The organism is Streptomyces sp. NPDC087310 (assembly GCF_044744405.1).
Lineage (GTDB): Bacteria > Actinomycetota > Actinomycetes > Streptomycetales > Streptomycetaceae > Streptomyces.
Window position 1 is genome coordinate 824509 of the sequence record NZ_JBIUYF010000003.1, and the last position, 23210, is coordinate 847718.

Annotated in this window: 16 protein-coding genes, 1 tRNA gene and 1 pseudogene; 7 read left to right on the forward strand and 11 right to left on the reverse strand. The window is 68.1% G+C overall.

Annotated elements, in window-relative coordinates; genetic code table 11:
- Positions 1–345: 345 nt before the first annotated feature.
- Positions 346–1050: a nucleotidyltransferase domain-containing protein gene (locus tag ACIO3P_RS14260; RefSeq protein WP_401849418.1), complete on the reverse strand. Its 705-nt coding sequence runs from the start codon at positions 1048–1050 to the stop codon at positions 346–348.
- 380 nt (positions 1051–1430) lie between these two features.
- On the opposite strand from ACIO3P_RS14260, the gene ACIO3P_RS14265 reads away from it, so the two are divergent.
- Positions 1431–2252 carry a DUF317 domain-containing protein gene (locus ACIO3P_RS14265; protein WP_401849419.1) on the forward strand — a complete coding sequence of 274 codons (822 nt, stop codon included), beginning with the start codon at positions 1431–1433 and terminating at the stop codon, positions 2250–2252.
- Between the two features lie 127 nt (positions 2253–2379).
- On the opposite strand, the gene ACIO3P_RS14270 is transcribed toward ACIO3P_RS14265, so the two are convergent.
- The 5 genes and pseudogenes from ACIO3P_RS14270 to ACIO3P_RS14290 form a co-directional block, all read right to left on the reverse strand.
- Positions 2380–4116: a relaxase/mobilization nuclease domain-containing protein gene (locus ACIO3P_RS14270; protein ID WP_401849421.1), complete on the reverse strand. Its 1737-nt coding sequence runs from the start codon at positions 4114–4116 to the stop codon at positions 2380–2382.
- Entirely contained in the window at positions 4113–4733 is a 621-nt protein-coding gene (locus ACIO3P_RS14275; protein ID WP_401849423.1) for a mobilization protein, read from the reverse strand. The genes ACIO3P_RS14270 and ACIO3P_RS14275 overlap by 4 nt, the downstream gene beginning before the upstream one ends.
- A gap of 38 nt (positions 4734–4771) precedes the next feature.
- The gene (locus tag ACIO3P_RS14280) at positions 4772–6088 is read right to left on the reverse strand and encodes a hypothetical protein (RefSeq protein ID WP_401849425.1); all 1317 of its coding nucleotides are present in this window, start codon (positions 6086–6088) and stop codon (positions 4772–4774) included.
- 91 nt (positions 6089–6179) lie between these two features.
- Positions 6180–6875: an ATP-binding protein gene (locus ACIO3P_RS14285; RefSeq protein WP_401849549.1), complete on the reverse strand. Its 696-nt coding sequence runs from the start codon at positions 6873–6875 to the stop codon at positions 6180–6182.
- Positions 6872–7794 (reverse strand): annotated as a pseudogene (locus tag ACIO3P_RS14290) (hypothetical protein). The gene ACIO3P_RS14285 and the pseudogene ACIO3P_RS14290 overlap by 4 nt, the downstream one beginning before the upstream one ends.
- 620 nt (positions 7795–8414) lie before the next feature.
- On the opposite strand from ACIO3P_RS14290, the gene ACIO3P_RS14295 reads away from it, so the two are divergent.
- The 5 genes from ACIO3P_RS14295 (at position 8415) to ACIO3P_RS14315 (ending at position 13953) form a co-directional block, all read left to right on the forward strand.
- Positions 8415–8552 (forward strand): XRE family transcriptional regulator, encoded by a 138-nt coding sequence (locus ACIO3P_RS14295; protein WP_401849426.1) that lies wholly within the window; start codon positions 8415–8417, stop codon positions 8550–8552.
- Between the two features lie 75 nt (positions 8553–8627).
- Positions 8628–9008: a helix-turn-helix domain-containing protein gene (locus ACIO3P_RS14300; RefSeq protein ID WP_401849550.1), complete on the forward strand. Its 381-nt coding sequence runs from the start codon at positions 8628–8630 to the stop codon at positions 9006–9008.
- 47 nt (positions 9009–9055) lie between these two features.
- The gene (locus tag ACIO3P_RS14305; protein WP_401849428.1) at positions 9056–10573 is read left to right on the forward strand and encodes a LacI family DNA-binding transcriptional regulator; all 1518 of its coding nucleotides are present in this window, start codon (positions 9056–9058) and stop codon (positions 10571–10573) included.
- Between the two features lie 331 nt (positions 10574–10904).
- Positions 10905–12764 (forward strand): TerD family protein, encoded by a 1860-nt coding sequence (locus tag ACIO3P_RS14310; RefSeq protein ID WP_401849430.1) that lies wholly within the window; start codon positions 10905–10907, stop codon positions 12762–12764.
- A gap of 382 nt (positions 12765–13146) precedes the next feature.
- Positions 13147–13953 carry a Shedu anti-phage system protein SduA domain-containing protein gene (locus ACIO3P_RS14315; protein WP_401849432.1) on the forward strand — a complete coding sequence of 269 codons (807 nt, stop codon included), beginning with the start codon at positions 13147–13149 and terminating at the stop codon, positions 13951–13953.
- A gap of 141 nt (positions 13954–14094) precedes the next feature.
- Here ACIO3P_RS14315 and ACIO3P_RS14320 read toward each other — a convergent pair whose 3' ends face one another.
- The 4 genes from ACIO3P_RS14320 to ACIO3P_RS14335 form a co-directional block, all read right to left on the reverse strand.
- A complete protein-coding gene (locus ACIO3P_RS14320; protein ID WP_401849433.1) occupies positions 14095–17544 on the reverse strand; it encodes an NACHT domain-containing protein in 3450 nt (1149 codons plus the stop codon).
- A 296-nt stretch (positions 17545–17840) separates the two neighbouring features.
- Entirely contained in the window at positions 17841–18407 is a 567-nt protein-coding gene (locus tag ACIO3P_RS14325) for a hypothetical protein (RefSeq protein ID WP_401849435.1), read from the reverse strand.
- 405 nt (positions 18408–18812) lie between these two features.
- Positions 18813–18886 (reverse strand) — tRNA-Pro (locus ACIO3P_RS14330).
- Between the two features lie 152 nt (positions 18887–19038).
- Positions 19039–19980 (reverse strand): metallophosphoesterase, encoded by a 942-nt coding sequence (locus ACIO3P_RS14335; protein ID WP_329824124.1) that lies wholly within the window; start codon positions 19978–19980, stop codon positions 19039–19041.
- A 131-nt stretch (positions 19981–20111) separates the two neighbouring features.
- On the opposite strand from ACIO3P_RS14335, the gene ACIO3P_RS14340 reads away from it, so the two are divergent.
- Complete coding sequence (locus ACIO3P_RS14340) at positions 20112–20582, forward strand: GatB/YqeY domain-containing protein (RefSeq protein ID WP_329824123.1); 471 nt, start codon at positions 20112–20114, stop codon at positions 20580–20582.
- Positions 20583–20735: 153 nt separating this feature from the next.
- Here ACIO3P_RS14340 and ACIO3P_RS14345 read toward each other — a convergent pair whose 3' ends face one another.
- Positions 20736–23036 (reverse strand): transglycosylase domain-containing protein, encoded by a 2301-nt coding sequence (locus tag ACIO3P_RS14345; RefSeq protein WP_329824122.1) that lies wholly within the window; start codon positions 23034–23036, stop codon positions 20736–20738.
- Positions 23037–23210: the final 174 nt, after the last annotated feature.

The following is a 23210-nucleotide window of genomic DNA, read 5'->3' on the forward strand; positions in this document are numbered from 1 at the left end:
CTCAGCGACGGACCAGCCAACACGTTTTTCATCCGCTGCACGAGACCGTGCAACATCACGGTGTGCAGCGTCACCGTTCGAATCCTCGGTACGCGGGGTGCCTACCGAAGTGGTGAACATCTGCTGCCTGTTCTCGTGGACGAAGCCAGGGCGAGATTCCTCAATACGTTCCACATGGGCTGTTCGAGCCTGTGCAGGCGTACCTCGATGAGGTTCTTGCCTCCTGAGAGTCGACGTCGGCGAAAGGCTGACCGCGTATTGCCGACGAACTGACGTAGGGGCGCCCACGCAGGCCCGAGACAGCGAGGCTTGGCGGGGCGTCGGTCCCGTGCGGGGCGAGATCGTTCAGGGAGTTCCGGCGCGCTTGTAGCCGACCCACAACCGGCCGCCGGCCTGTCCGAGCACATCCTCCACGACGGCCACAAGGGGCTCGACTCTCCCGCTCAGTACTTCTTGCAGGCCGTGGTGGAGGCGCGTGCTGAGCTCTGGCGCGGTCGTCTCAAGACGGCGTGCCAGCCACTTCCCCCCACCACCCCACGAACCGCCGACGGCCAACGCCAGCTCACCGGTCCGTCGGACCAGTTCGGTCGCGACGAAGAGACGCTCGCTCTGGTCGTTGCTTCCCGCGAGGTCGTCCAGGAGGTCGGTGATCGCGTAGCGGCGATCGTCGATCTCTTCCGCAGACTCCGGGGACGGTCCCGAGGCGGTCAGCCTCCGGGCTTCCGCGGCGATGCGTGCTCCAAGTCCGTCGGTGTCGAAGAGCAGCAGCCCGTCGGCACACATCCACAGCAGCGGTGACCGGCGCCTGCGTAGTTCCCGTTCGACGTAGGCGTGCCACGTCGCTTCGGTGTGTACGAACATCTCCACCGGCCAGTCGGCGTACTGGACGCTCGCGCGGTACGGGGCCGGGGCTCCGTGGAGCAGCACCACGATGTCGAGGTCAGACGTGGCTGTGCGGCGGCCTGTCACCACGCTGCCTCCCAGGAGGGCGGCTCGCGCGTCAGCGTGATGTTCATCTACGACGGCGCGTGCGGACTCGATCGCATCCATGGAGCAACTATCAGTACTGGCCGCGTCACGCGCACTTCCTTTCTCGGTTCGACCGTGATGTCTCGGGCTCCATATCGCAGTTCGCCGGAGGCAGACAGACAGGAGCCACGAATGACTGGCCAACGTTGCAGCGGCATGTCAACGTGGACGACGTTCCTTCACAGCACCAGGTCATAGAGGTGATTGCCGGAGACCGCGGCGTCCCCTGGAGTCCGGATTCCCCACCACCTTCGAGGTCCTTCGGCTGCGTGCCTGGCTGTTCGCTCCGGGCCAGGACACGCTCGTGATGGATCGGTTCTCCGCCGACGATGTGCACCTGGTCGTTGACGACCGAGCGGACGTGCACGTCCGCTCAAAGAACCGTAAAAGACTTCCAGCCTTTGGAGGCGTACCTGCATTCCGATTTTCCGTTCGGCCTGCCTGTCCCGGCCAGCGCCCCACTCGCGTACTGGGTCGGTCCCCGGCACTTGGCCGGTGATGACGGGCGCCTGTACGAGGCTGTGGCCGATACGCTCGACGATCTGGACTGGACGAGTCTGACGATCGTCCGCGGGCGCCAGGAGCCGGACGAGGCGGCCGAGGCCCGTCAGGTCCTACGCAGCACCGTCCTTCACATCAGTCCCGACTCGCGGCGGTGGGCGCAGTGGGTCCTGCCGGACGAGCCGTTCCGCCTGGGGAATCTGCCGATTGCCTGGCAGGTGTCCGCTCGCGCGGAGCCGAGCAGCCCGCTCGCGCGGTGGTCGGCCTACTTCACTCCTGATGTGCCCGGCGAGGTCCTCTCCGCCTTCCTCGCCGCACTCGACGCCCGCGATCAGCCCACCGTGCCGCTCGGTGGCCCCGAGCTGGTCCTCGACGCGGTCGCGGCGCACGGTTGGCCGCGTGACACCGGTCAGCCCGGTGCGGGTGCGGTGGATCCGACGTTCGCCTCGCACGTCCGCCTCGGTGAAGTGCCGCCCCTCATTCAGGATGGTGACCCCCTGGCGCTTGTGGCCGAGGCGGACGACGCGGTCCTGGCCGGTTGGCAGGCGTGGTCCGAGCCGATGCTCGGCGCTGGATACCTGTTTGCGGCTTCGTTCAGCCCCGGCGTGCCGCATGACCTCGTCGCGGCCTTCGCCGATGGCCTCTGTTCCCGCGCACCGGTCCTGCGCCGGGTGCTGCCGGAGAGCACACGCGATCGGCTCCTGCGCGCCCCAGCCCACTGAAGGCCATCCAACGCGTGAGCCGGGCCGCCCGAGGGGAGGCCCGGCTTTGCGATGTGTCCTGTCCGGAGGCGCATCCCGGGCCGCTCAGCCCAACCGGCGATCGTCGGTGTGTTGCGTGGGCTCCCGGTCAGCGTCGCCGGTTGGGATCGTTCACAGTACTCAGCGACGGCAGGGCGCTGGACACCGAGGACTCTTTGCGCCGGTTGCCTCGGGCGGGTGTGTCGTGGCGGGTTTCGGCCAGGGCGGGCAGATGGGCGCCGCGCCGCAGGCGCCAGACGAGGACGTCACTGATGGAGGTGACGGTGCCCAGCTCGCGCCGCCGGGCGGCTTCGATCAGCAGAGCCGCCGGATCGTGACCGGCTCTGCGGGCTTCATCGAGGGTGGTTGCCAGGGCGGGCCAGCCGGGTTCGGCCTGGACCCGTGTGGCCAGGGTCGGCAGCACCTGGTGGAGAAGGTCGGCTTGCCGCTGCCGGACTCGCGGGGCCAGATGTTGGCCCCGATAGCGGAGGGCGGCCATAGGTTCACCCGCGGCGGCTTGGTAGGCGGCGCGCAGGTGTCCGGCGGTTTGTCGGGCGGCGGCGGCCTGCTGGCCGTGGTGCCTTTTGGCATGCCAGTTCGCCGCGGCGATGGCGAGGAAGAAGGCCATGTCGATGAGCATGGCGGTGGTGGCGCCGTCTTCCCCGCGACCGAGGGCGGGACCGCTGTGGATGAGATCGCGGGCCGCTTGGCGCAGGGCGCGGTCGTGCCCGCGTACGGCCTTCACGTGGGAGCGGCTGGCCCGCTCGAACCCGAGCGCAGCCTGCTGGAGTTCGGCGCGGGTGTGGGCGGCGGAGGTCTTGGCGATCGCGTCCAGGATCTCCCCCGCCGCAGCGATCTGGGCCGCTGCCGCACCGTCGTCGTCCTGGTCGATGATCAGGAGGGCCTGCCAGGTGGCGGCGGAGGCCCGGCGCCGCGCGAACGCGGGCCCAGTCACATCCGGCAGGGCGGGTTGTTCCGGCCGGGCGCTGTCCCCCGACGGGGCAGCCTCCGCAGGACGGGCCCAGCGTTCGCGGGCGCGGGGCAGGGACAGATCGGGAGCGAGCGTGGAACCGGCGTAGAAGACCGGCTCACCGTCCTTGTTGCGGTCGACGGGGAGAGCGACCTTGTAGCCGAGGAGGTCGCTGGAGGGTGCGACGCGCTTGCGAATCAGCAGCCCGGCTGCGGCCAACCGGTCGAAGAACTCCTCCTCGCTCGTCGCGCCGGCCACCGCGCGCCGTACCGTCTCCCGCAGCTCCTCGCGAGCAGGTCGTGACCTGCCCTCGCGTTCGGCCTTGTGCCGCTCGGCACTGGTGGACCGCTTGGCCGCGGTGCCGTCCCCGGATGCGACCTGGTGCAGGCCGAGTTCCTTCTCGATCAGCCGGCACTCTGCTTGGGCGCGCTTGCCGGAGCGGTGGTGGTCCGGGCGGCGGCCGTCCTCGCGGACCAGGGTGGCGATGATGTGGATGTGGTCGTCGGCGTGCCGGACAGCGGCCCACCGGCAGCCGGCGCCGTCGCCGGGATCGATGCCGGTGGCGGCGACCGTACGGCGGGCGATGTCGCCCCACTGCTCGTCGGACAGGATCGGGTCGTCGGGGGCGGCGCGTACGGAGCAGTGCCAGACGTGTTGGTCGGGACGATGGCCCGCGTCGAGTAGCGACAGAGGCTGGTCGAGGAGGTGCTGGAGGTCCTTCTTCGTCACCGAAGGGTCGCGACCGGGATCGGGGGCCATGCCGTCGAAGGAAGCGACCAGGTGCGGGTCGATGTGCTCCTCGTGGGTGCCCTTGCCGTACAGGTAGTGCAGGAGCCCGAGCGTACGGCTGCCCTGCTGGTGGATCCGGGGGATCAAGCCGCCTGCTCCTCCTGTCGGTCGGTGATCCTGTCGGCCGCCCGTTGCACGGCCCGCGCGGCGCGTTGCAGGTCGGTGAGGGCGGCGGCGAAATGCGGCGCGTCGGCGCCGGCGTTGAGAGCCTTGACGGCCTGGTTGACGTTGCTGCCGGCCCAGCCCAGCTGACGGCGCACGCCGAACAGGGCCGCCAGGATGTCCCGTTCAGTCGCGATCATCGCCGCGGTGCGGGACTGGTCACGGGCGGCGGCCAGGGCGGAGTGGGCCAGGAAGCCTGCCACGCTCATGCCGACGTGGTCGGCGCCGGACTGGATGATGTCGAGTTCTTGCCCGTTGAGACGGACGCTGTGCGCGGGGCGCTGCTTCTTGTCGCGCGGACGCGACTTCCCCTTCCCGGCCTTGCGCGGGCGGCTGGCCTTGCCCGACTGCGATCCGCCCTCGGTCGCAGCCTCCCCGTCCGACGCCCCCTGGCGCCGGACGGGCCCCGCCACCCCTGGGGCGGGGTCGGGTTCGGGCGCTCCCCCCGCGGGGGAGTGTCCGAACCTCCAACTTGCTCTCGTTGGGGCGGGGTTGGTGATCTTCGTCTGGGCGTGGTGCAGTTCGTGGTGGGAGTCGTGCATCGAGCGGCCTTCCTTGAGTGCTGGAGGTAGGTGTGGTCTCAGTACGGCTGGTCGGCGGGCCTGGTCCCCAGGTCGGCTTTGACGCTGCGGACGACTTCTCCGGCGATGTCGCTGCCGACGCTGTGGCCGTCCGCGCGTACGGCCTCCTCCAGCAGGTCACGGGAGAGGCGCCCGGTCTCGTGGTGGAGGCGCTTTGCGTACGTGGTGAGCAGGTCCGGTGTCGCCCGTGGCTTTCTGCCAGGGCGATTCGACTTCGCCCGTGCGGCCTTGCCCGGATCGACGTGCGGCGCTGCCTCGCCCGGTTCCGGTTCCGGGCCGACAGCGGCGCGGGCGGGCTGTAGCGGGCGGTCTGCCCGGTCGAGGGCGTCACCGCCCGTGACCTTGGAGAGCGGGCCGCCCGGAACTTCCGCCCGCGTCGCCACTGCGGCTCGCTGGCGGGCAGTCGCGGCGCTGCCCGTCGGGCCCGCGTCCGGGCTGGGCCAACGGGCAGGCAGGGAGACGGAGGCCAGGGCGAGAGCCTGCTGGCGGGTGGCGAGCTTGCGCAGCAGCAGCTCGTCCTGGCGCTCGTCACGGTCGACGTCGGCCCGCTCCAGTGCCTGGTGCAGACGGCGGGTGAGGCGCCGCCCGCGCCGCTTGGCGCGCCGTTCGGGCGTCATGGCCTCCGCCTGGAGTATCAGGGTGACGGCCCGGTCGAGAGCGCGCTCGCGGATGATCCGGGCAGCGTCCGCGTCCCGATCGGCGATCGAGAGCCGGGCCAGCAGCCGTTCGCGTGATTGCCGGGCGAGGACGGCGGCGAAGCCGCGGGAGTCGGCGTGCGGGCTGCGGTGGCGTAGTTCGATGCCCATGGCCAGGTGCCACAGCATCGCCGCCAGGACCGGGCCGACGAAGGCCCGCACGGTTCCGCCCACTGGCCCGGACTCGGCATAGGCGGGCAGGATCTGCACGGCGGTGATCACCCAGGTGAGGGTGCCGGGCAGGCCGGGTGCCTGCTTCGGGCCGTTGAGGTTCTGCCGGGCGAGCAGGGCGGTGGCGAACAGGGCGAGCTCGGCGGCGGCGAACATCGCCGCGCGCTCGACGGTGCCGCCCATGTCCAGGTAGTCGGCGGCGAACCGCCAGCTGGTGTCCGCGCTGTAGGCGGTGCAGCCGATCGCGGCGACGGCGGCGACCCGGACCGCGGCAGTGCCATGGCGCGGCCCTTCGGTGTCGCGCTTACGGGCGCGCTGCCACAGCCATCCAGCGGTCAAGGCAAGGGCGACGAGCACGATTACCGCTGCCGCGGTCGGGGTGATCCAGTGAGCGAGGGACGCTGCGGTTGTCTCTGCGGCACTTGTGGGCACGATGTCGCCGGAAGTCATGCAGAGGCTCTCCAAAGGCTCGCGCGAGCGGGGCATGCCGGTGCGCGGGCGGGATGCGGTGAGGGTGGCAAGGGGGGACGCGCGGCTGATGTCAGGAGGCGGGCGCGTTACGGCGTCGATCGGGACCGGTGAGGACGACGCGCTCGGTCATCTCGGCCAGGCGTGAGGCGACGCGGTCGCCGAGCGCGGTGCGCAGCTCGGCTGTGGGGAGGTTGGTGGTGATGAGGGTGGGGAGCATGTGCTCGTACCGGTGGTTGATCAGCCGGTAGGTCAGCTCCTCGGTCCACTCGCTGGTCTTGGCCGCGCCGAGGTCGTCCAGGAGCAGCAGCGGGCAGCGGGCCAGCGTCCGCAGGTCCCGTTCGCCGTCGTGGCCGGCGCGGGGGCGAAGCCGTGCGTGCAGGTCGGCGGAGGTGGTGGCCTCCCAGCGCAGGCGGACGCCCCGGGTGAGGAGGGCGCGGACGGCGCCGTATGCCTGATAGGTCTTGCCCGTGCCGGTGGGACCGGCGATCAGCAGCGACGGACCCTCGGCGATGCCGGGTCCGCTGGGACCGGGGCGTCCAGCTCGGGCGATTTGGTCGGCCCAAGTGGTGATCCGCGGGTGATCGGCCAAGGCGCGACGGTAGCGGGCGGGGACACGGGCATCCGCGAGTTCCAGGGCTGTGACGGGCTCAGCCGGAGGCTCCTCCGCCATGACACCGGGGGCGATGCCCCGGCCGGCCAGGATCGTGGTGAGCCGGTCGGTAAGCGGACCGACTGGGCGGGGCTCTCGTGCGAGGGTGGCGGTCAGAGCTCATCTCCGTACGCGGCGACGACATCGGTGGGGTTCGTCCACGTCCGGTGGGTGGCGGGTACGGCCGGGGAAGCGGCGTTCATGACCTCGTGGACGAGGCTGGGCAGGACGCTCGGGGACAGCCCCTTGGCGCGATGGCGTTCGAGGGCGCCTCGTAGGTGAGCGGGGGCGATGCCCTCGTCGAGCAGCTTGCGCACCTGTCCGCCCAGTTGGTTGAGGAAGGCGTCCGGCGGGCGGTGGTTGCACGCCGCGACGTACTCGCGAAGGAGCTGCTTGGCCGAGACGGTGTCGGGCGCGGGGGCGCTCGCGCCCCCGGAGGGGTACTTCCTAGATCCATGATCCTAGGTCCTAGATCCGGGCGGTGAGGCTTCACCGACGGCTCCGGGTGTTCTGCGTGAGCCCTCACGGAGGACTCCATGAAACTGTCCTGACCTGCGGATTCTCCATTGACGCGCCGATTTGGCGCAGTCTCGCGCGCAGCCTGTGCGTCCTCATGGAATCCTCCGTGAGGCGGCAGGGAGGGCTCCGTGACGCTGACCCTCGCGGTGTTCGGAGGGTCTCCGGCCGAGGCGCTGTGATGAGGGCAGGCAGGGAGGCGGCTCTTGCTCGGCCGGTTGATCTTCTGATGCAGGTGCCAGGTCACGATATGCAAGTAGCGCTTCTCGTCCGGGCTCTTGTAGCGGCAGATCAGTCCGGCGTCAGCCAGCTGGGCGAGGTCCGTCTCGACATCGGACGGGGTGTGCTCCGGTCGCAGGACCCACAGCTGGCCCGCGATGATCGCGGCGTGGTCGCGGTGCCGGCCTTGGTCGTCGGCCTGGGTGAGCAGGCCGAGGAAGGTCCGCTCCGTGGCCAGGGAGACGGCGGCCAGGGACTCGGAGACGAAGGCTTCGGGCTTGATGGTGCGGATTCGTGCCAAGAGGGGCGGTTCCTCACTCGGTTGCAGGTGGGCGGGCGCCCACGGATCACCGTCGATCGTGGCGGTACGGGCGTCAGGGGGACCGGTCGACGACGCGTGGCGCGCTGATAGCCGCTCGCGCTCCCCGGGGGTGTCATCAACACAGCCACACCCAGGCCGCGCAAGTCCAGCCCAATCCCGCGAAATCTCTCACGGCAGAAAGGCTGCCGAAAAGACAGGCGGTAAAAGGCGGTCTCAAAATTGTAGGGCACGATCGGCGGCTGACGAAATAGTTGCCCCGGACGCCGAGCCAGAAGCGTCACAGTGGGAAGCCGTTGACGTGTCGCCGACGGGGAAGCTACAACACAACACCCCACGTCAGAACACCCTTGGAGCGTCGTCGATGGCCCGTCTCAACCTTCTCGAATCACTGCGCAGGGAGCCACGCGAGCGCAATATAGACCACGATCGCCGGTTACCCAAACCGGCGAACCGGCCCTTCAATTGAAGTTATGTCCACACGTTCATCGGAAATCGGCCCGGCAGAAATAAAGGCCGCCCGATCCATCGAAATCCTCCGCAGTGAAATCGTCCTTTCGCAACGCCGGTCGGCCTGTCGGGTGACCGCTCCAGGCCACCCGATGTCCAACACCACGTTGTCCCGCGTCGAACCCGTCCAACGACGCTGCGACCTCGACGACGTCGACGACCCCGTCGTGATCGCCGACGCCCTCCTCGTCTCGCCTCTCGTGCTCCCGCAGAGGCCGACCGCCACGTGACGAGTGCCGTCCAGCGACACCGACCGAGCAGTCCCCCAACCGAGTGAGGACCCGCCCTTCTTGCGCGACTCCGAGATGCCGCCCGCCCTCGTGCGCCACCTTCCTGCCAACGAGGGTGACGCCCCTTTGCCCCGTCTCTACCGCCCCGAGGAGATCGCCCAAGCCCTCGGCTGCTCCGCCTGGTGGGTCAAGGACCGTGCCCGGCGCCGACTCATCCCGCACACCCGCGTCGGTCGCTCCTACCGCTTCACCGCCCCACACCTCGCCGAGATCATCCGCCTCCACGAAGAGCGTCCGAAACGATTCATCAGCGCCGCGCCGGCCGACCCAGCGGTAACAGGTCCTCCCGCTGCCCGAACTCGTTCCACCCAGTCTTCTCGGCCGACTACGGCCGCGACGACGGCGCGTCTGCGGGCCCGGCCACCGCGCCGCACCCAGTACGAGCCCGTCGTGTAGCGCGCCCGCGCCCAGCCACGATCCAAGAGCGGACAGAAAGAGAGAAGTTGGGCTTCGCGGAGAAGCGTGGGAACTACTGGCGCGGCCGGTACAAGACGGCGCCCGGCAAGCACCTCACGGTCATCGACGACAACGGCAAGGCCATCCGCTTCGCCACCAAAGGCGAGGCCCAGCGCGCCGCGAGCGAGGCGGAGAACAAATACCGGCGAGGTGACTGGCGCGACCCGGCACTCGGGCAGGAGACCTTCGGCGAGTACGCGAACCGCTGGTACGAGGCCCAGGACCTCGCCGCCTCGACCATGCAGAACTACAAGCGCCACATTGAGGAGCACCTGCTCCCCGACTTCGAGGACAAGGCGCTCGCCGGCATCCTTCGCACGGATGTCGACCTCTGGGAGAAGAAGGAGAAGGCCGTCTACGCGGCCTCCAGCGTCAAAACCTGGCGCTCGACGCTCCACCTGATCTTCGAGGACGCGATCGACGAGGGCCTGATCACGTCCAACCCGGCCACCAGGCGGCGCGGACGCGGCAAGCGCGCCGGCCGCTCCCGCGACCGCGGCCCGGAGAAGGTCGTCACCGACCCGCTCGGCATCCTGCTGACCGCCGAACGCGCCGCTCTCCTCTCCGGCCGCGACGACGAGTTCGTCGCCGTGGTCCTCAAGGGATATACCGGCATGCGCTGGGGTGAAGTCGTCGGCCTGGAGACGGAGTTCGCCCGTCCGGGCTCGGTGCGCGTCGAGTGGCAGCTGTACGAACTCGACACGGGCGAGCTGGTGCGCTGCCCGCCCAAGGACGACAGCTACCGCACCATCTACGCGATGGACTGGCTGTCAGCCCTGGTCGCCAACCATGTCGCACGTACGAAGCCTGCGCCCTGCCCATGCCACGGCAAGACCTATGTCTTCCGGGGACAGGGCGCTGCCCGCACCGGTGGCCACCAAGGCGCGAAACTCGTCGACGTCGCGCGCCGCGCCGAGGTCTCCACCGGCACGGTGTCCAACGTCCTCAACCACCCTGACCGTGTCACGGAAGCCAAGAGGGCGCGGGTGAAGCAGGCCATCGCGGACTTGGGGTTCGTACGGGGCGGCGCGGTGCCGCAGCACGCCGCCCACTGGCGCCGAAACGGCTTCGCGACGTGGCTGTTCACCCCGGCGGTCTCGGGCTGGTACCCGAAGAAGGCGCCACAGGAGGCCCGACCCGTACCGCTGCTCGGCGAGCCATGGCCCGGGGTCCCGGCCCGAGGACGCGGCGCCGGCGACCGGGCCGACGCCTGCTGGCTCCCGATCGCCAAGGGCCTCACACCCCACGGCCTCCGCCACACCCACCGGACCGCGATGGAGGACCTCGGCACGGAAAAGGTGCTCATGGACGAGCGCATGGGCCACATCGACGGCTCCGTCTCGGCGCGCTACGCCCATGTCACCCCTGGCATGCGTAAGCGCCTTATGGTCGGGCTGACCGAGCAGTGGGAGGCGGCGCTCGACGCCCGGCTTGCGATGCACTCCACGTCACCGGTGCGCGTCCTCGATGGACTTCTGCGAGCGCGACCGGCAGCGCATCGGTAGCACAAAGTCGAGCGGACTCAGCAGGGAGATGGCGGGCTTCCCTATGTCGGACAAGGGGACCGTCGGTGAACAAGTAGCGCGGCTTTCGCCATACCACCGCAGGCCAGCGACATACCAGAGCGCCGTTTGAATCCCGGCGGGCCCGAGTCTCCGCGGTGTAGACGTTGGCCCCGTTCGCCATGGGAAGCTCGAAGCGGCCTAGCAGATGGTCTGGCTCTCCGTGACGGTTCCACCACGAACAGCGCTACGCCCGTGCAAAAATCCCACCCGGTCGACCATTACCGCGGGCAGACTTCGTGCCGTCTGCCGCACCCGGGAGGGGAGCTCCAGCATGGCCGTGCTGTCGTCGAGCCCGAAGTGGCCCACCCTGCCCGACTACTTCCACGACTGGGCGCTGGTGGACGTGGAGACCTCGGGTCTGAGGCCCGGCCGGGATCGCGTCCTGTCCTTGGCGGTAATCACGTTGGACGGACACGGCCGGCAGACAGGAGAGTTCTCCACCCTCCTCAACCCGGGCTGCGACCCGGGCCCGGTACACATCCACGGTCTCACCACCGCCCGTCTTGCGGGCGCGCCCACCTTCGAGGACGTAGCGCCGCAGGTAGGGGCACTGCTCCGCAGCCGCGTCCTGGTCGCCCACAACGCGCAGTTCGACTACGACTTCCTGGCCCATGAGTTCGCCCGCGTTCGTTCCTGGGTCCCGGTCAGCAGACGCCTGTGCACTCTGGCCCTCAACCGCCTGGTCGGGCCCGCGACCCCCGACTTCAAGCTGGGCACTCTCGCCGCGCATTACGGCGTGCGCCAAGAGCGGGCCCACGACGCCCGGGACGACGTACGGGTACTTTCCGGCGTCCTTCGCGGCTCTCTGGGCGCCGCCGAGCGGCTGGGCCTGCCGTTGCCACTGCTGGCCTGCCCGCCCCGCCAGGACTACAAGCCCTACGTTCCCAAGACCCCCTGCGCCTACCGCAACCCGGGCCGTCTGGACGCGGGCGGGCCACTGGTGCAAGGGATGAAGGTCACCATCACGGGGGACACCCAGGTCTCCCGCGAGGAACTGGTCGCCCGCTCGGTGGTAGCCGGGCTGAACCTGATGACCTCGGTCAGCCGCCAGACCAGCGTTGTCGTCACCAACGATCCCAGCGCGGCGTCGACCAAACTGCGCCGCGCCTCAGCCGAGGGCATCCCTCTCGTGGACGAGCCCACCTACCTGGGGCTGCTGGAGAACGTGCAGCCCGGCCAGGCCAAGGGCACCGCCCGCACCGGCACCGCCGGGCAACGCCACATGGCCGAAGCGCCCGGGCACGCTACGACCGCACGGCCCACCATCGCGCCGAGCATTCCGGCACAGCGCACCACTGCACCGACCACGCCCACTGCCGCCGCGGATCGGTCACTGGCCGGGCGTAGGGTCCTGGTGCTGGGCGGCACCCACGAGGAGGCTGCGGCGGCACGTTCCCGCGTTGCCGATCTCGGCGCCTCCGCAGCGGTCAACCTCTCGGCCAGAGTGACCGACGTCGTGGTGCTGCGCGGCGGTGAAGCGGACCGGCGCATGAGCCGCATCGCCTCCCTCGGCCTGCGCGTGCACGACGCCGACTGGCTCGCCACGCCCGTCCCTGCGGCTACGCCCGTACCGGGGCAGAGCATGACCAGGGATCAGCCGGACACAGCAGAGGTACTGGTCCGAGGCGCCGTCATTGACCTGCCCGACCTCGACGCGGCCTGGACGGTGGCCGCCACGTGGGGTCAGCACACCGCCTGCGACGTGGATGTCGTCGCTTTCACGCTCGACGCGCACGAGCAGGTGGCAGGAGATGAGGACTTCGTCTTCTACAACGCGCCCGAGCACCCGGACGGCACCGTACGGTTCGCCACGGACGGTCCGACGGAGCAGGCTGTCACCGCCGACCTTGAGCGGCTGCCCCTGGAGGTCAGCAAGGTCGTCATCGCCGCCGCGATCGACGGCTCCGCGACGTTCTCCGACATCGGCGCCATCGAGATCACCGTCACCTGCGGGATCGGCGCGGCCACGACCGCCCGGGCCACCCTAGACGCCGCCACCACCGAGCGCACCATGATCCTTGCCGAGATCTACCGCCGAGGCGACGGCTGGCGGCTGCGCGCCGTCGGGCAGGGCTACGACCACGGCCTGGCCGACCTGGCCCGCAGGTACGGCGTCGACGTCATCGAATGACCCAGGAGGCGCCCGAATGTCGGCCGTGTCAGTGGTTCTTGAGAGTATGGCTTGCGGGTGGGTGGGGAAGCCCTCCCCCAAGGACACAACGTCACGGCAACCATCCGGAATGGGAGATCAGTTGGAGCGTCTCGCCTTGACTGAGTCCTTCCTGACCTGGCACTTCCCCCGCCTGAGTCTCCCTGAGCGTCAGCGTGTGGTGGCCTTCTGCCGTTCATTCATGGCGGAAGGTGCTGCTGAGACCCTCAGTCGTCCTGGATGGGTGGCGAAGCCGCTTCTCGGAGACGGTGGGCGGGTCCAACCTATGCTCTCCGTTCGCCTCGCCCCCAGGAAACGGGTCCACCTGCTGCAGCCCATCCAACCTGGCGATCTCCATGTACTCGTGGATATCGATGACGGTCATTCAGTGATCGACTGGGTGGACCGCTACGTCAGTGACGCGTCCCGAGAGCTGACCATCGAATTGGTCAGTATTAGTGGGGCGCTAGACTCGACGAGCGAGACCGTGGCGATCTCGATGGTGAATGGCCGACTTAGGCTTGCCTCCCTCCACGTGGATGGTTCGGTGCGGCTGCCCTCCGGGCTCAATACCGCCCATGACCTGCTGGGCTTCGGCAGCGCCTCGATTACATCAAGCCTGGCGGCCCTCACCCGCCAACTGGAAGAATTGATCAATTACCCGCGAGTACGCGAAGCCGATCTCCAGCGATTCTTCGAGCAACACCCGGACTTCCTGCTAGGCGATGCCTACGAGGGAGCCGTTCCGCAACTGGTTCTGCCGCTCAGCGATGGCAGATCGCTCCGGCCGGACTTTGCACTCGCCCCCTCCAACCCTGCCGACCTCTGCGATCTTTTGGACCTGAAGCTTCCCCAACATCGACTACTGGCGGGCATCGACAGCCGCATCCACCTCTCTGCGAAGGTCATGGACGCGGTTGGCCAGATGCGCACTTACCAGAACTACTTCAACGATGAGCGGCGGCGTCAGGCCGTGCACGAGATGTATGGCCTTCGCTTCTTTCGGCCGCGCGTGATCATTGTGATTGGACAGCGTAAGGCCGTCGACCCGATCCAGCTACGAGAGGCAGAGTCTGACGTTCCAGGGCTCACGCTCGTTGCCTATGACGACATCCTTGAACGAGCCAGACGGCGCATCCGCCGTAGGCCAAACTCCGCTGGGCGTGGGTAGCGCACCTCAGACGCAGAACTGTCGGCCGACGGGCCGGGCTGCCAGTCGTGGAAAGTGATGCGCTCGCGTTGGGCCCGCCGGTCGCCGGGCCGGTGCAAACGGGGCCGCTGGCCAATGTGGAACGCGGCGGGTCTGCATACGTCACGTTCTCCCCGCACGTTGCACCGCTTCCTGCAGAGATGCACTCGCGAGCTTGGCTGGATTGGCGCCAACAATTGAGCAGTTGTCCTTCGAGCACGAGGTGCGCCCTGGAGGGGGATTCACGGTTCGGCAACTCAAGCACATCCAGCCCGGCGTCGGCCGAGTGGTGAACCTGGTCAGGATCTCGATCAGATCTGGCGGCTGGGCCCTGACGATGTTTCTGATGGCTGCCTCTTGAACGCAACCATCAGGGTCGTCCAGAAGGTGTCGGAACTGGTCGGTAAGCGACTCCCCACCCGTGGGCATGACCATGGAGGCTGCAACGGCACGCAGAACGGGATCTTCGCTGTGCACCCAGCAGTCGGGTTCAGGTCCTGACGAAAGCGATGCCAAGGTCGCAGCCGCGAGGCGCTGGTGTCTCGTGCTTGGGGTTAGCCTGGGCAACAGGTCCCGCAACCGCGGTGCTGCCTGCTCGGCGATGGGCGCCTCCCACAATGACTTCGCCGCGAACGTCGCCTGACCGGGGCCGAGTGTCAGCAGGCGTATCAACAATTGCACGGCCGCCTCGGGATCGTTCACCGCGGACCAATCAGCAGCGTGCCGCTTTTGTGCGTTGTAGAAGAGCGCGAAGTATGGGTCGTTGCCCTGCGATCGTTCCGTTCGCGACAGGGCGATTTTCGCCTGAGAAGCGAGAACTGTGCGGTCGAACCCGTACAACGATGTTGTGAGTTCGATGAGTTCTCGGAGCGTGTCGTTTGGTTGGCGACCGAGGCGTGTCGCTCCGCCCGCGTTCATTTCCATCGTCTCGACGAAGTCGGCCAGCTCATCGAGAAGGGTTGCCTGTGCGGTTGATAGGTCGGCCGTCACGTGGTCGGCGACCAGCCACAGAAAGTGCGCGTGGAAGGAGCCGTCATAGTTCGAAAGCCAGGGCCTCGTGAGCTCGCCCATCTTCTGTGCCGTCGTGTCGTGAATGGCTTGAACGTCATCGTCGAACCCCCGCTCGGCGAGAAGCCGAATGAGGGTCTTCTGGAGGCCGCCCGGAGCTTCTACGGCGCAAGCGGCCACCAAGTGGGCGGTGTGCGGGATATGGTCCAAGAGCACCTCAGCCGCGTCGGCCTGTGTCCTGCTCAAGCTGTCGTCTGTGAGCCAAGCTGTGAAGTCGAGTGTCGTACTCCCGTCCGACGGCGGCCGGTGTGGCAATGAGCGCAGGGCAAGTACGTCCCTCAGCACCTGCGGGTTCTCCACGCCCGAGGAATCCGGGCGGAAGCAAAGCTCCAGTGAGGCACGCGCGACCAGGGCGTGCTCGGGACCGTGCTCCATTGCGGCCGCTTCCGCGGACGTACGAAGCTCAGCCGGGACAGGCAACCAGAGGAGGTCCTTCCAGCTCTGCCAACCCTCCTGGGTTCCGTCGGCGACATGTGCGATCAAGCATTCGCAGACCTGTCGGATCGTGGCGTCGTCGAGTATGGCTCCTTCCTTGGCAGCCTGGGCAAGCGACCTCGCCAGCCTGACATCACCTGGCTTCCGATGCAGTGCGGTGGAGGCGGCGCCGGCTACGGCCACGTCGAGGGTGCACGCGAGGACGAGCGGTTCGAGCTGCTGGCCTGCGATCCGCGCATCGACCCATTCCGGAATTTCGTTCGGACGGGAGACGATCCGCATGGCGTCTCCGATTTCAGCGAACAGCGCAATCCGTGGGGCGACGGTTTCCTCGGCGCCGGACAGTACGAAGATGCCGGTTTCGTCGAAGAGGTGGACCGCGTCCCGCGCCGCAGTCGCCGCCCGGGCCGGCGGTAGTCCCCAGGGCTCACGGAGATCGGCGGCGATGGCGGCGACGACCGACTCCTTCACGGCTCGCCCCTGGCTGTTGAGGATTTCGGCGGCCTCGCTGGTGAACGCGTCCATGGTCGCTGTGTGCAGATCGCTGCCCGACAACGGTCCCAGAACGCGGCCATCGCCGCGCCGTACCTCACGGTCGGCCACGACGTCCTTCACGACAGCTGCGAGGACCGTCGCACGCTGCTTCGGGAGCAGCTCGGTCGCTCGCCGTGCGGCGAGCAGGGCCAGCAGCACCGGGATGAGCGGCGTCTCACTCAGTAGGTCGTTCTGCGCCAGTGCTGAGTGCACCCATGTCGCACGCTCGCCAACCCAGCCTGGCCTTTCTGCTGCCTCGGGAAGTGCTTGGGCCGCAGCAGCCTCCAGGACTGCGGTCACTGTGCTCTCCGCTGCGGCTGGTGATCGCAAGCGCAAGCTTGGCCATCCGAGCGTGGCAGCCTGGCCGTAGGCGACATCGCGGGTAGCCAGCAGGATGCAGACTCCTTCAGGCAGCGTGGCAACCAGCTTCGATAGCTCGCTCACCACCTTCGACCGCTGATCGTAGGTCTCGTCGAGCGAGTCGAGGAGCAGAGCGATGCCGCCATCCTCGTCCAGGCGCTTATTGATCTCGGTGGCGAGCACACTCCGGTCTGCTGGCCTGTCGTCGCGTACGACGACAGCGATGAGTCGATCCCGAAAACTGGCTTGCGAACCTCCCATGTTGACCTCGCGCAGCGATGCCTGCACAGGGAGAGGCAGTGTTTGATCCGAAGCCAGTTGCGCGGCCAGGCGCTTCAACGCAGTGGTCTTCCCGCCTCCGGGCAAGCCGGTCAGAACTACGCGGCCACGGCGGAGGAATGCCCAGATCAGCTCACTCTCGGCCCGGCTATCGTCCGGGTTTGTGCCGACCTTGATTCCTGCGTCCGCCTGAGCGAGAGGGAGACTGGGCAACTCGGCACCCAGTGAGCGTAGGTCGATTGCCTCGCCCTCCCAGGCAAGGCGTGCCCTGTACCGTTCCAGTGCCAGCCGCTGGGTCTCCAGTACGGCCGCAGGGGTTCCGTTGGCGTTGCTGATTTCGATGCCTTCACCGCATAGAGCAGCCAGCCAGCCAGCGAGCCTGTGTCCACCCCGGAGCCGGGCTGCGCGGCCCGAGACTCTTATCAGCGCTGCCCACGCCTCGCGCGCTGCGTCGTCCTGGTAATGGGCCACAACATGGCGTAAGTGGCCGATGGCCAACTGTGCCTCAGGACCGTCCGGCTCCTCTACCTGGAGCTCCCAGATCACCGCGCACTTCAGGGCGATGGCGCGTTCGGACCTGTCCAAGTCACTCAGGAGATCTTCGACACGCTTCAGGATGCGCTTCTCGTCTTCTGTGGGTGAGCCAGGATGGTCAGTACGTCCGCGATCCAGGACCTGCTGCAGATCTTTCATGGTGCCGCTCAGGGTTCCTGAGACGATCACCAGGCGATCCTTTGCGGGATCGAGACCGGCCCTCACAGCGTGCACCCACTGGGCCACGGCGTCCTGCAGGGGCTTACCGGCAGTCAAGCTCCGCTTGGCCTGCACGAGCGCACGCCATCCTGATTCGAAATCGATCCTGATGTCGTCGACCGCGTCGTCGGTCTCCAGTGACACGGACGCCACTCGGGCGTGTGCGGGAGGGATCTCGATTCTCGGCAGTGGAACTCCTGCGAGCCCACATGCCACCGCGAATGCTGCGACGCCGCGGCGGTACTCGGTTCCAGCATCGCCGGAAGCTCCTGCAACGCTCCCACGTCTTGCCCTAGAGCTGTCGACCACACACAGAGTCTAAAAGCAGCATGCGCGCCACATCGTGCACAGTGCCGGCACTGAGAGTCCTCCGAGGCTCTCGCGCGTTCGCGGAGGGAAAGAGAGCCTGCGCGCCGACGCTCACGGGAGACTTCCTGTTCTCACCTGCTGCTCGGGGTCTCTAGTGCCTCCAGTTCGTCCAGCAGCCGTTCCAACTCTGTCCAAGAGCGGACCCGCCGACGTGCGTACACGGGACTGTCGAAGAACAGCGAGTGGCAGTGCTGAGTGATGTCCCGAAGGTCAGTCAGCTTTCGATCCTCGCTGCGGTCCGAGATCCAAACCCCGCGCGCGTTGCTTGAGTAGCGCACCGCCAACTCCGGGAGCCGCGTCCCCTTATACGCGAAAAGGAGCTGCACGGCATGGTCGGTAAGGTACTTGGTCGCCTCGTCGACCTGAGCGCGCCAGCGGGCGCGTTCTTCCCGTAGCGCGGTCCGCACTGTGTCGGTTGCCTCCGGCGCAACGGGTGCGGCGAGCAGGTGAGTAACCGCGGACAGGACGTCCAGCATGTTCGCCTGGTACTTCTCACGGGCCTGCATCTTCGCCTGGAAACGTCGGTTGCGGACTTCGAGCAGGGGCAAGAAGTATCGACCTGCGACGATCAAGGTGAGCAGGGACGTCACGATCGAGATCAGCGCGGTCGTGCCCCACGAGGGCATCCAGTCAGGCATGGATGCGATTGTGCCGTTCGAGCGACTGAGACCGGCTTCATATGCATTCAATGGTCCAGGCGGCATCTGGATGCTGCCGGGCCCGTCTGGCGGATCAAGATGGCAGCCCTGGATCACTGTGCTAGCCGAACAAGATCAATCTCGCCGATAACTGCCGTACCCACCAGTACTAAGACCGGGCATCACGAGAACGAGAAGCTCGCTGTCCACACCTTCAATGTCGCGCGAACCGGCGAGGAGTTCACGGGCATGGAGGTAGATCGACGGGCTCGGCGCGAGGAACCCGGGAGCTGCCCGGGAGCCGGTTCCCGAACTCGGCTCCCAGATGGCTCCCAGAGTGGCCCCCGAACCACTCAGGGGCCCGACCCGCTAAGCGGATCAGGCCCCTGACCTGGTACTTCACTGTCGGGGTGGCGGGATTTGAACCCACGACCTCTTCGTCCCGAACGAAGCGCGCTGCCAAGCTGCGCTACACCCCGATGTCGCCCTTGTGCTGGCGACATCGATTACTTTAGCCCACCGCTGGCCGGAGACGAAATCCGGTTTAGCGGGTCCGGAGACGGTCTGGAGCACCCGGTGGCTTCCCACCGGGGCTGTTTCGGGCGCCCCGGGCGCCCCCGGCCCGGTCCCGTCAGGCGCGCTTGGCCGTCAAGGTCAGCAAGGTCGCTTCCGGCGGGCAGGCGAAGCGGAGGGGGGTGTAGCGGTTGGTGCCGCAGCCTGCTGAGACGTGGAGGTATGCGGTGTGCTCCGGGGTGCGGTGGGTGGAGAGGCCCTTGACGCGGTCCGTGTCGAGGTCGCAGTTGGTGATCAGCGCGCCGTAGAAGGGGATGCAGAGCTGGCCGCCGTGCGTGTGGCCCGCGAGGATCAGGGGGTAGCCGTCGGCCGTGAAGGCGTCCAGGGAGCGCAGGTACGGGGCGTGGACCACGCCGATCGAGAGGTCCGCGTCCTGGGCGGGGCCGCCCGCGACGTGTGCGTACCTGTCCCGCTTGATGTGCGGGTCGTCGACGCCGGTGAAGGCGATCTCGTGGCCGTCGATCTTGAGCCGGCCGCGCGCGTTGTTCAGGCCCACCCAGCCCGCCTCGTCGAAGGCGTCACGCATGGGCTCCCACGGGTTGTGCACCGCGGCGACGGCCGGGGCGTTGCCGTTCAGGCCGTGGCGGCCCTGGGCCTTCTCGAAGAGGTAGCGGGCCGGGTTGCGGAGTTTCGGGCCGTAGTAGTCGTTCGAGCCGAAGACGTAGACGCCGGGGAGCTCCATCAGCGGGCCCAGCGCGTCCAGCACCTCCGGCACGGCCTCCGGGTCCGAGAGGTTGTCGCCGGTGTTGACGACGAAGTCGGGGCGCAGCCCGGCCAGCGACTGGAGCCAGCGCTGTTTCTTGCGCTGTCCGCTCACCATGTGGATGTCGGAGACCTGGAGGACGCGAAGATCGCGCATTCCGCGCGGCAGCACCGGTACGGAGATCCTCCGCAGCCGGAACGAGCGGGCTTCGAATCCGGCGGCGTAGGCGAGGCCCGCCGCCCCTACTGCCGCGATACCGGCGGTGACTTTGAGGGGAACCCCATAGCGTGCACGCATGTGCCCATCGTCGCAGACGCGCCGGGTGCGAGAGATCCACGGGGCGTGTACGGGGGCCTTCACGGGACGGTTGTCCACAGGTGGGGATATCCGCAGGCGGCCACCTGGGCCCACCTGCCACACTTGGCCCCATGACCAGCCTTAAGTCCAGACTGAAGGAAGACCTCACCGAGGCCATCAGGGCGCGGGACGAGCTCCGCTCGGCCACGCTCCGGCTCACCCTCACCGCGATCACCAAGGAGGAGGTCTCGGGCACGTCGGCGCGCGAGCTGTCCGACGACGAGGTGCTGAAGGTGATCGCGAAGGAGGCGAAGAAGCGTCGCGAGGCGGCCGAGGCGTTCGCCCAGGGCGGGCGCGACGAGCAGGCCGAGCGCGAGAAGGCCGAGGGCGAGCTGCTCGACACGTATCTGCCGAAGCAGCTCACCGACGAGGAGCTGGCCGGGATCGTGGCGCAGGCCGTCGCGGAGGCGAAGGCCGCCGGTGCCGAGGGGCCCCGGGCGATGGGCGCCGTCATGAAGATCGTGAACCCGAAGGTGGCCGGTCTCGCCGAGGGCGGCCGGGTCGCGGCCCTGGTGAAGCGGTCGCTCACCGCCCAGGGCTGAGCCGCCGCTCTCCGTTCGCCGGTCGGCGCCGAGCAGTCGGCCAGGGCTGAGCCGGGACGGGCGGAACGGCGGCTCGGAACGGACCGGAGGGTGGCCCGCATGTGTGCGGGCCACCCTCCGGTCGGTTACGCGGTCAGAAGCGCGGGTGCGCGGTTACGGGAAGTTCCCGCCGCCGTTTCCGTTGCCACCGCCGTTACGGCCGCCGCCGAACGGGAACTCGAAGCCGCCGCCCGGCTTCCCGTCGCCCGAGCCGCCGTTTCCGTTGCCACCGTTGTTCGAACCGCCATTGTTCGAACCACCGTTGTCGGAGCCGCCGTTGTCGGAGCCGCCATTGTCCCGGCCGCCGTCGCCGCCGCCCGGGTTGTCGCGGTCCGGGTCCTTGGTCTTCGGCGCGTCCGGGATGTCGATGGTGTTGAAGGTCGGCGCTTCCTTGCCGTCCAGCGCCCCGGTGACCGCGTCCTTCCAGATCGGTCCCGGCACCTGACCACCGAACACCTTGTCGTGGTAGGCGCCGCCGATGGTGATGTTCTCCATCTGGACCTGCTGGGAGGGGCTGCCGACCCAGACCGCGCCGGACAGGTTCGGGGTGTAGCCGACGAACCAGGCGTTCTTCCTGAGGTCCGTCGTACCCGTCTTGCCCGCGTTGTCGCGGCTGGTCAGACCGGCCGACTCACCGGTACCGGAGTCCACCACACCCTTGAGCAGGGTGTTGATCGTGTCGGCCGTCTTCTCGGTCATCGCCCGCGAGCAGCTCGACTTCGGGACCTTGAGGCTTCCGCCGGCCACCGTCTTGATGGAGGAGATGGCGATCGGCGTGCAGTACGTGCCCCGGTTCGCGAAAGCGGCGTACGCGCTGGCCATCCGCAGCGGCGAGATGCCCTGGGAGCCCAGGGTCAGGGCGGACGGCGACTCGGGAAGCTTCTTGCCGTCACCCTGGACGACGCCCAGCTTGGAGATCGTCTCCGTCACCGGGCAGAGCCCGATTTGCCCTATCATCTGCACGAAGTAGGTGTTGACCGACTTGGCCATCGCCTCCTTCAGCGCGTACGGACCGACCTCGGACTCGTTCTCGTTCTCGGCCGTGTCCCCGCCGGTGTTGACCCACGGCTTGCCGCTGCACGTCTGGATCGACGCCGGGTACGGCATGTCGTACGGCGACGGGTAGGACTGCGTCGGCGGTACGCCGCGCTCGATCGCCGCCGTCGCGAGGAACGGCTTGAAGGTCGAACCGGTCGGGAAGCCGTAGTTCGAGCCGCCCATCCCGTGGTCGACCGAGAGGTTGATCTGCGTCTCGTTCTTCCCGAAGCCGTACGGCTTCGACTGGCCCATGCCGAGGATCTTGCCGGTGCCGGGCTCGACCAGCGTCACGGCCGTCGCGACCTTGTCGCTCTGGTTGACGTGGTCCTTGATCGACGTCTGCACCGAGGACTGGGCCTGCGGGTCCAGCGTCGTACGGATCGTCAGACCGCCCTGGCTCCAGACCCCGGCGCGCTCCTCGCGGCTCTTGCCGAAGACCGGGTTGGTCAGGAATACCTCGCGCACGTAGTCGCAGAAGAAGCCCGCTCCGCTGACCGCCGTGATGCAGCCGTTCTTCGGACGGCTCACCTTGAGCTCGATCGGCGCGGCCTTGGCGCGGTCGGCCTCCGGCTGCGAGATGTCGCCGATGGTGGCCATCCGCTGGAGCACGGTGTTGCGTCGCTTGGTCGCTTCTTCCTCGTCGTTGACGGGGTCGTAACGGCTCGGCGACTGGACGATGCCCGCGAGCATCGCCGCCTCCTCCAGCTTCAGGTCCTCGGCCGACTTCGAGAAGTAGCGCTGCGACGCCGCCTCGATCCCGTACGCCTGCTGCCCGAAGAACGTGATGTTCAGGTAGTTCTCCAGGATCTTCTTCTTGCCCAGTTCCTCCTCGACCTGGATCGCGAACTTCAATTCCTGGATCTTGCGGCCCAGGGTCTGCTGGGTGGCCTGGGCGACCTTGTCCGGGTCGTCGCCGGCCTCCTCGACGAACACGTTCTTCACGTACTGCTGTGTCAGGGTCGAGGCGCCCTGCGCGACGCCGCCCGACTGTGCGTTGCGGTTGACCGCGCGCAGCACACCCTTGAGGTCGATGGCCCCGTGCTCGTAGAAGCGCGAGTCCTCGATCGCGACGATCGCCTTCTGCATGTACGGGGAGATCTTCTTGAGCGGCACGACCGTACGGTCGCGGAAATAGACGGTGGCGATCCGGCCACCCTGGGAGTCCAGGATCGTGGTGCGCTGACTCAGCGGCGGCGTCTTGAGGTTGGCGGGGATCTCGTCGAACCCCTCGACCGTCCCCTTCGCGGCGAGCCCCAGCGCGCCGAAGGCGGGCAGTGCGATTCCGGCGAGCACCGCTCCCGCGAGCACACTCACACCGAGGAACTTGGCGGCCTGCTGGGTCCCGGTCAGACCCCCGCCCGAGCGCTTCTTTGGCATGAGGGCAGCCTACGTTCTCAATCGCCGGACACGCGTCAAGGCTCTGGCCTAAGCTGTCCCCAACTGTCACAGCAGTGCGGTCATGCATCAAGGTCTCCCGATGAACTTCCCGTGAACCCGAAACGCGAGAAGCGATGTCCCAATCACCCTGATCCACCGCCGTATGTCCGTTGT

Coding starts and splice junctions, on each gene's coding strand:
- ACIO3P_RS14260 (WP_401849418.1), bottom strand. CDS start 1,050: ATGGATGCGATCGAGTCCGCACGCGCCGTCGTAGATGAACATCACGCT.
- ACIO3P_RS14275 (WP_401849423.1), bottom strand. CDS start 4,733: ATGCACGACTCCCACCACGAACTGCACCACGCCCAGACGAAGATCACC.
- ACIO3P_RS14280 (WP_401849425.1), bottom strand. CDS start 6,088: ATGACTTCCGGCGACATCGTGCCCACAAGTGCCGCAGAGACAACCGCA.
- ACIO3P_RS14295 (WP_401849426.1), top strand. CDS start 8,415: ATGTCCAACACCACGTTGTCCCGCGTCGAACCCGTCCAACGACGCTGC.
- ACIO3P_RS14300 (WP_401849550.1), top strand. CDS start 8,628: ATGCCGCCCGCCCTCGTGCGCCACCTTCCTGCCAACGAGGGTGACGCC.
- ACIO3P_RS14310 (WP_401849430.1), top strand. CDS start 10,905: ATGGCCGTGCTGTCGTCGAGCCCGAAGTGGCCCACCCTGCCCGACTAC.
- ACIO3P_RS14325 (WP_401849435.1), bottom strand. CDS start 18,407: ATGCCTGACTGGATGCCCTCGTGGGGCACGACCGCGCTGATCTCGATC.
- ACIO3P_RS14335 (WP_329824124.1), bottom strand. CDS start 19,980: ATGCGTGCACGCTATGGGGTTCCCCTCAAAGTCACCGCCGGTATCGCG.
- ACIO3P_RS14340 (WP_329824123.1), top strand. CDS start 20,112: ATGACCAGCCTTAAGTCCAGACTGAAGGAAGACCTCACCGAGGCCATC.
- ACIO3P_RS14345 (WP_329824122.1), bottom strand. CDS start 23,036: ATGCCAAAGAAGCGCTCGGGCGGGGGTCTGACCGGGACCCAGCAGGCC.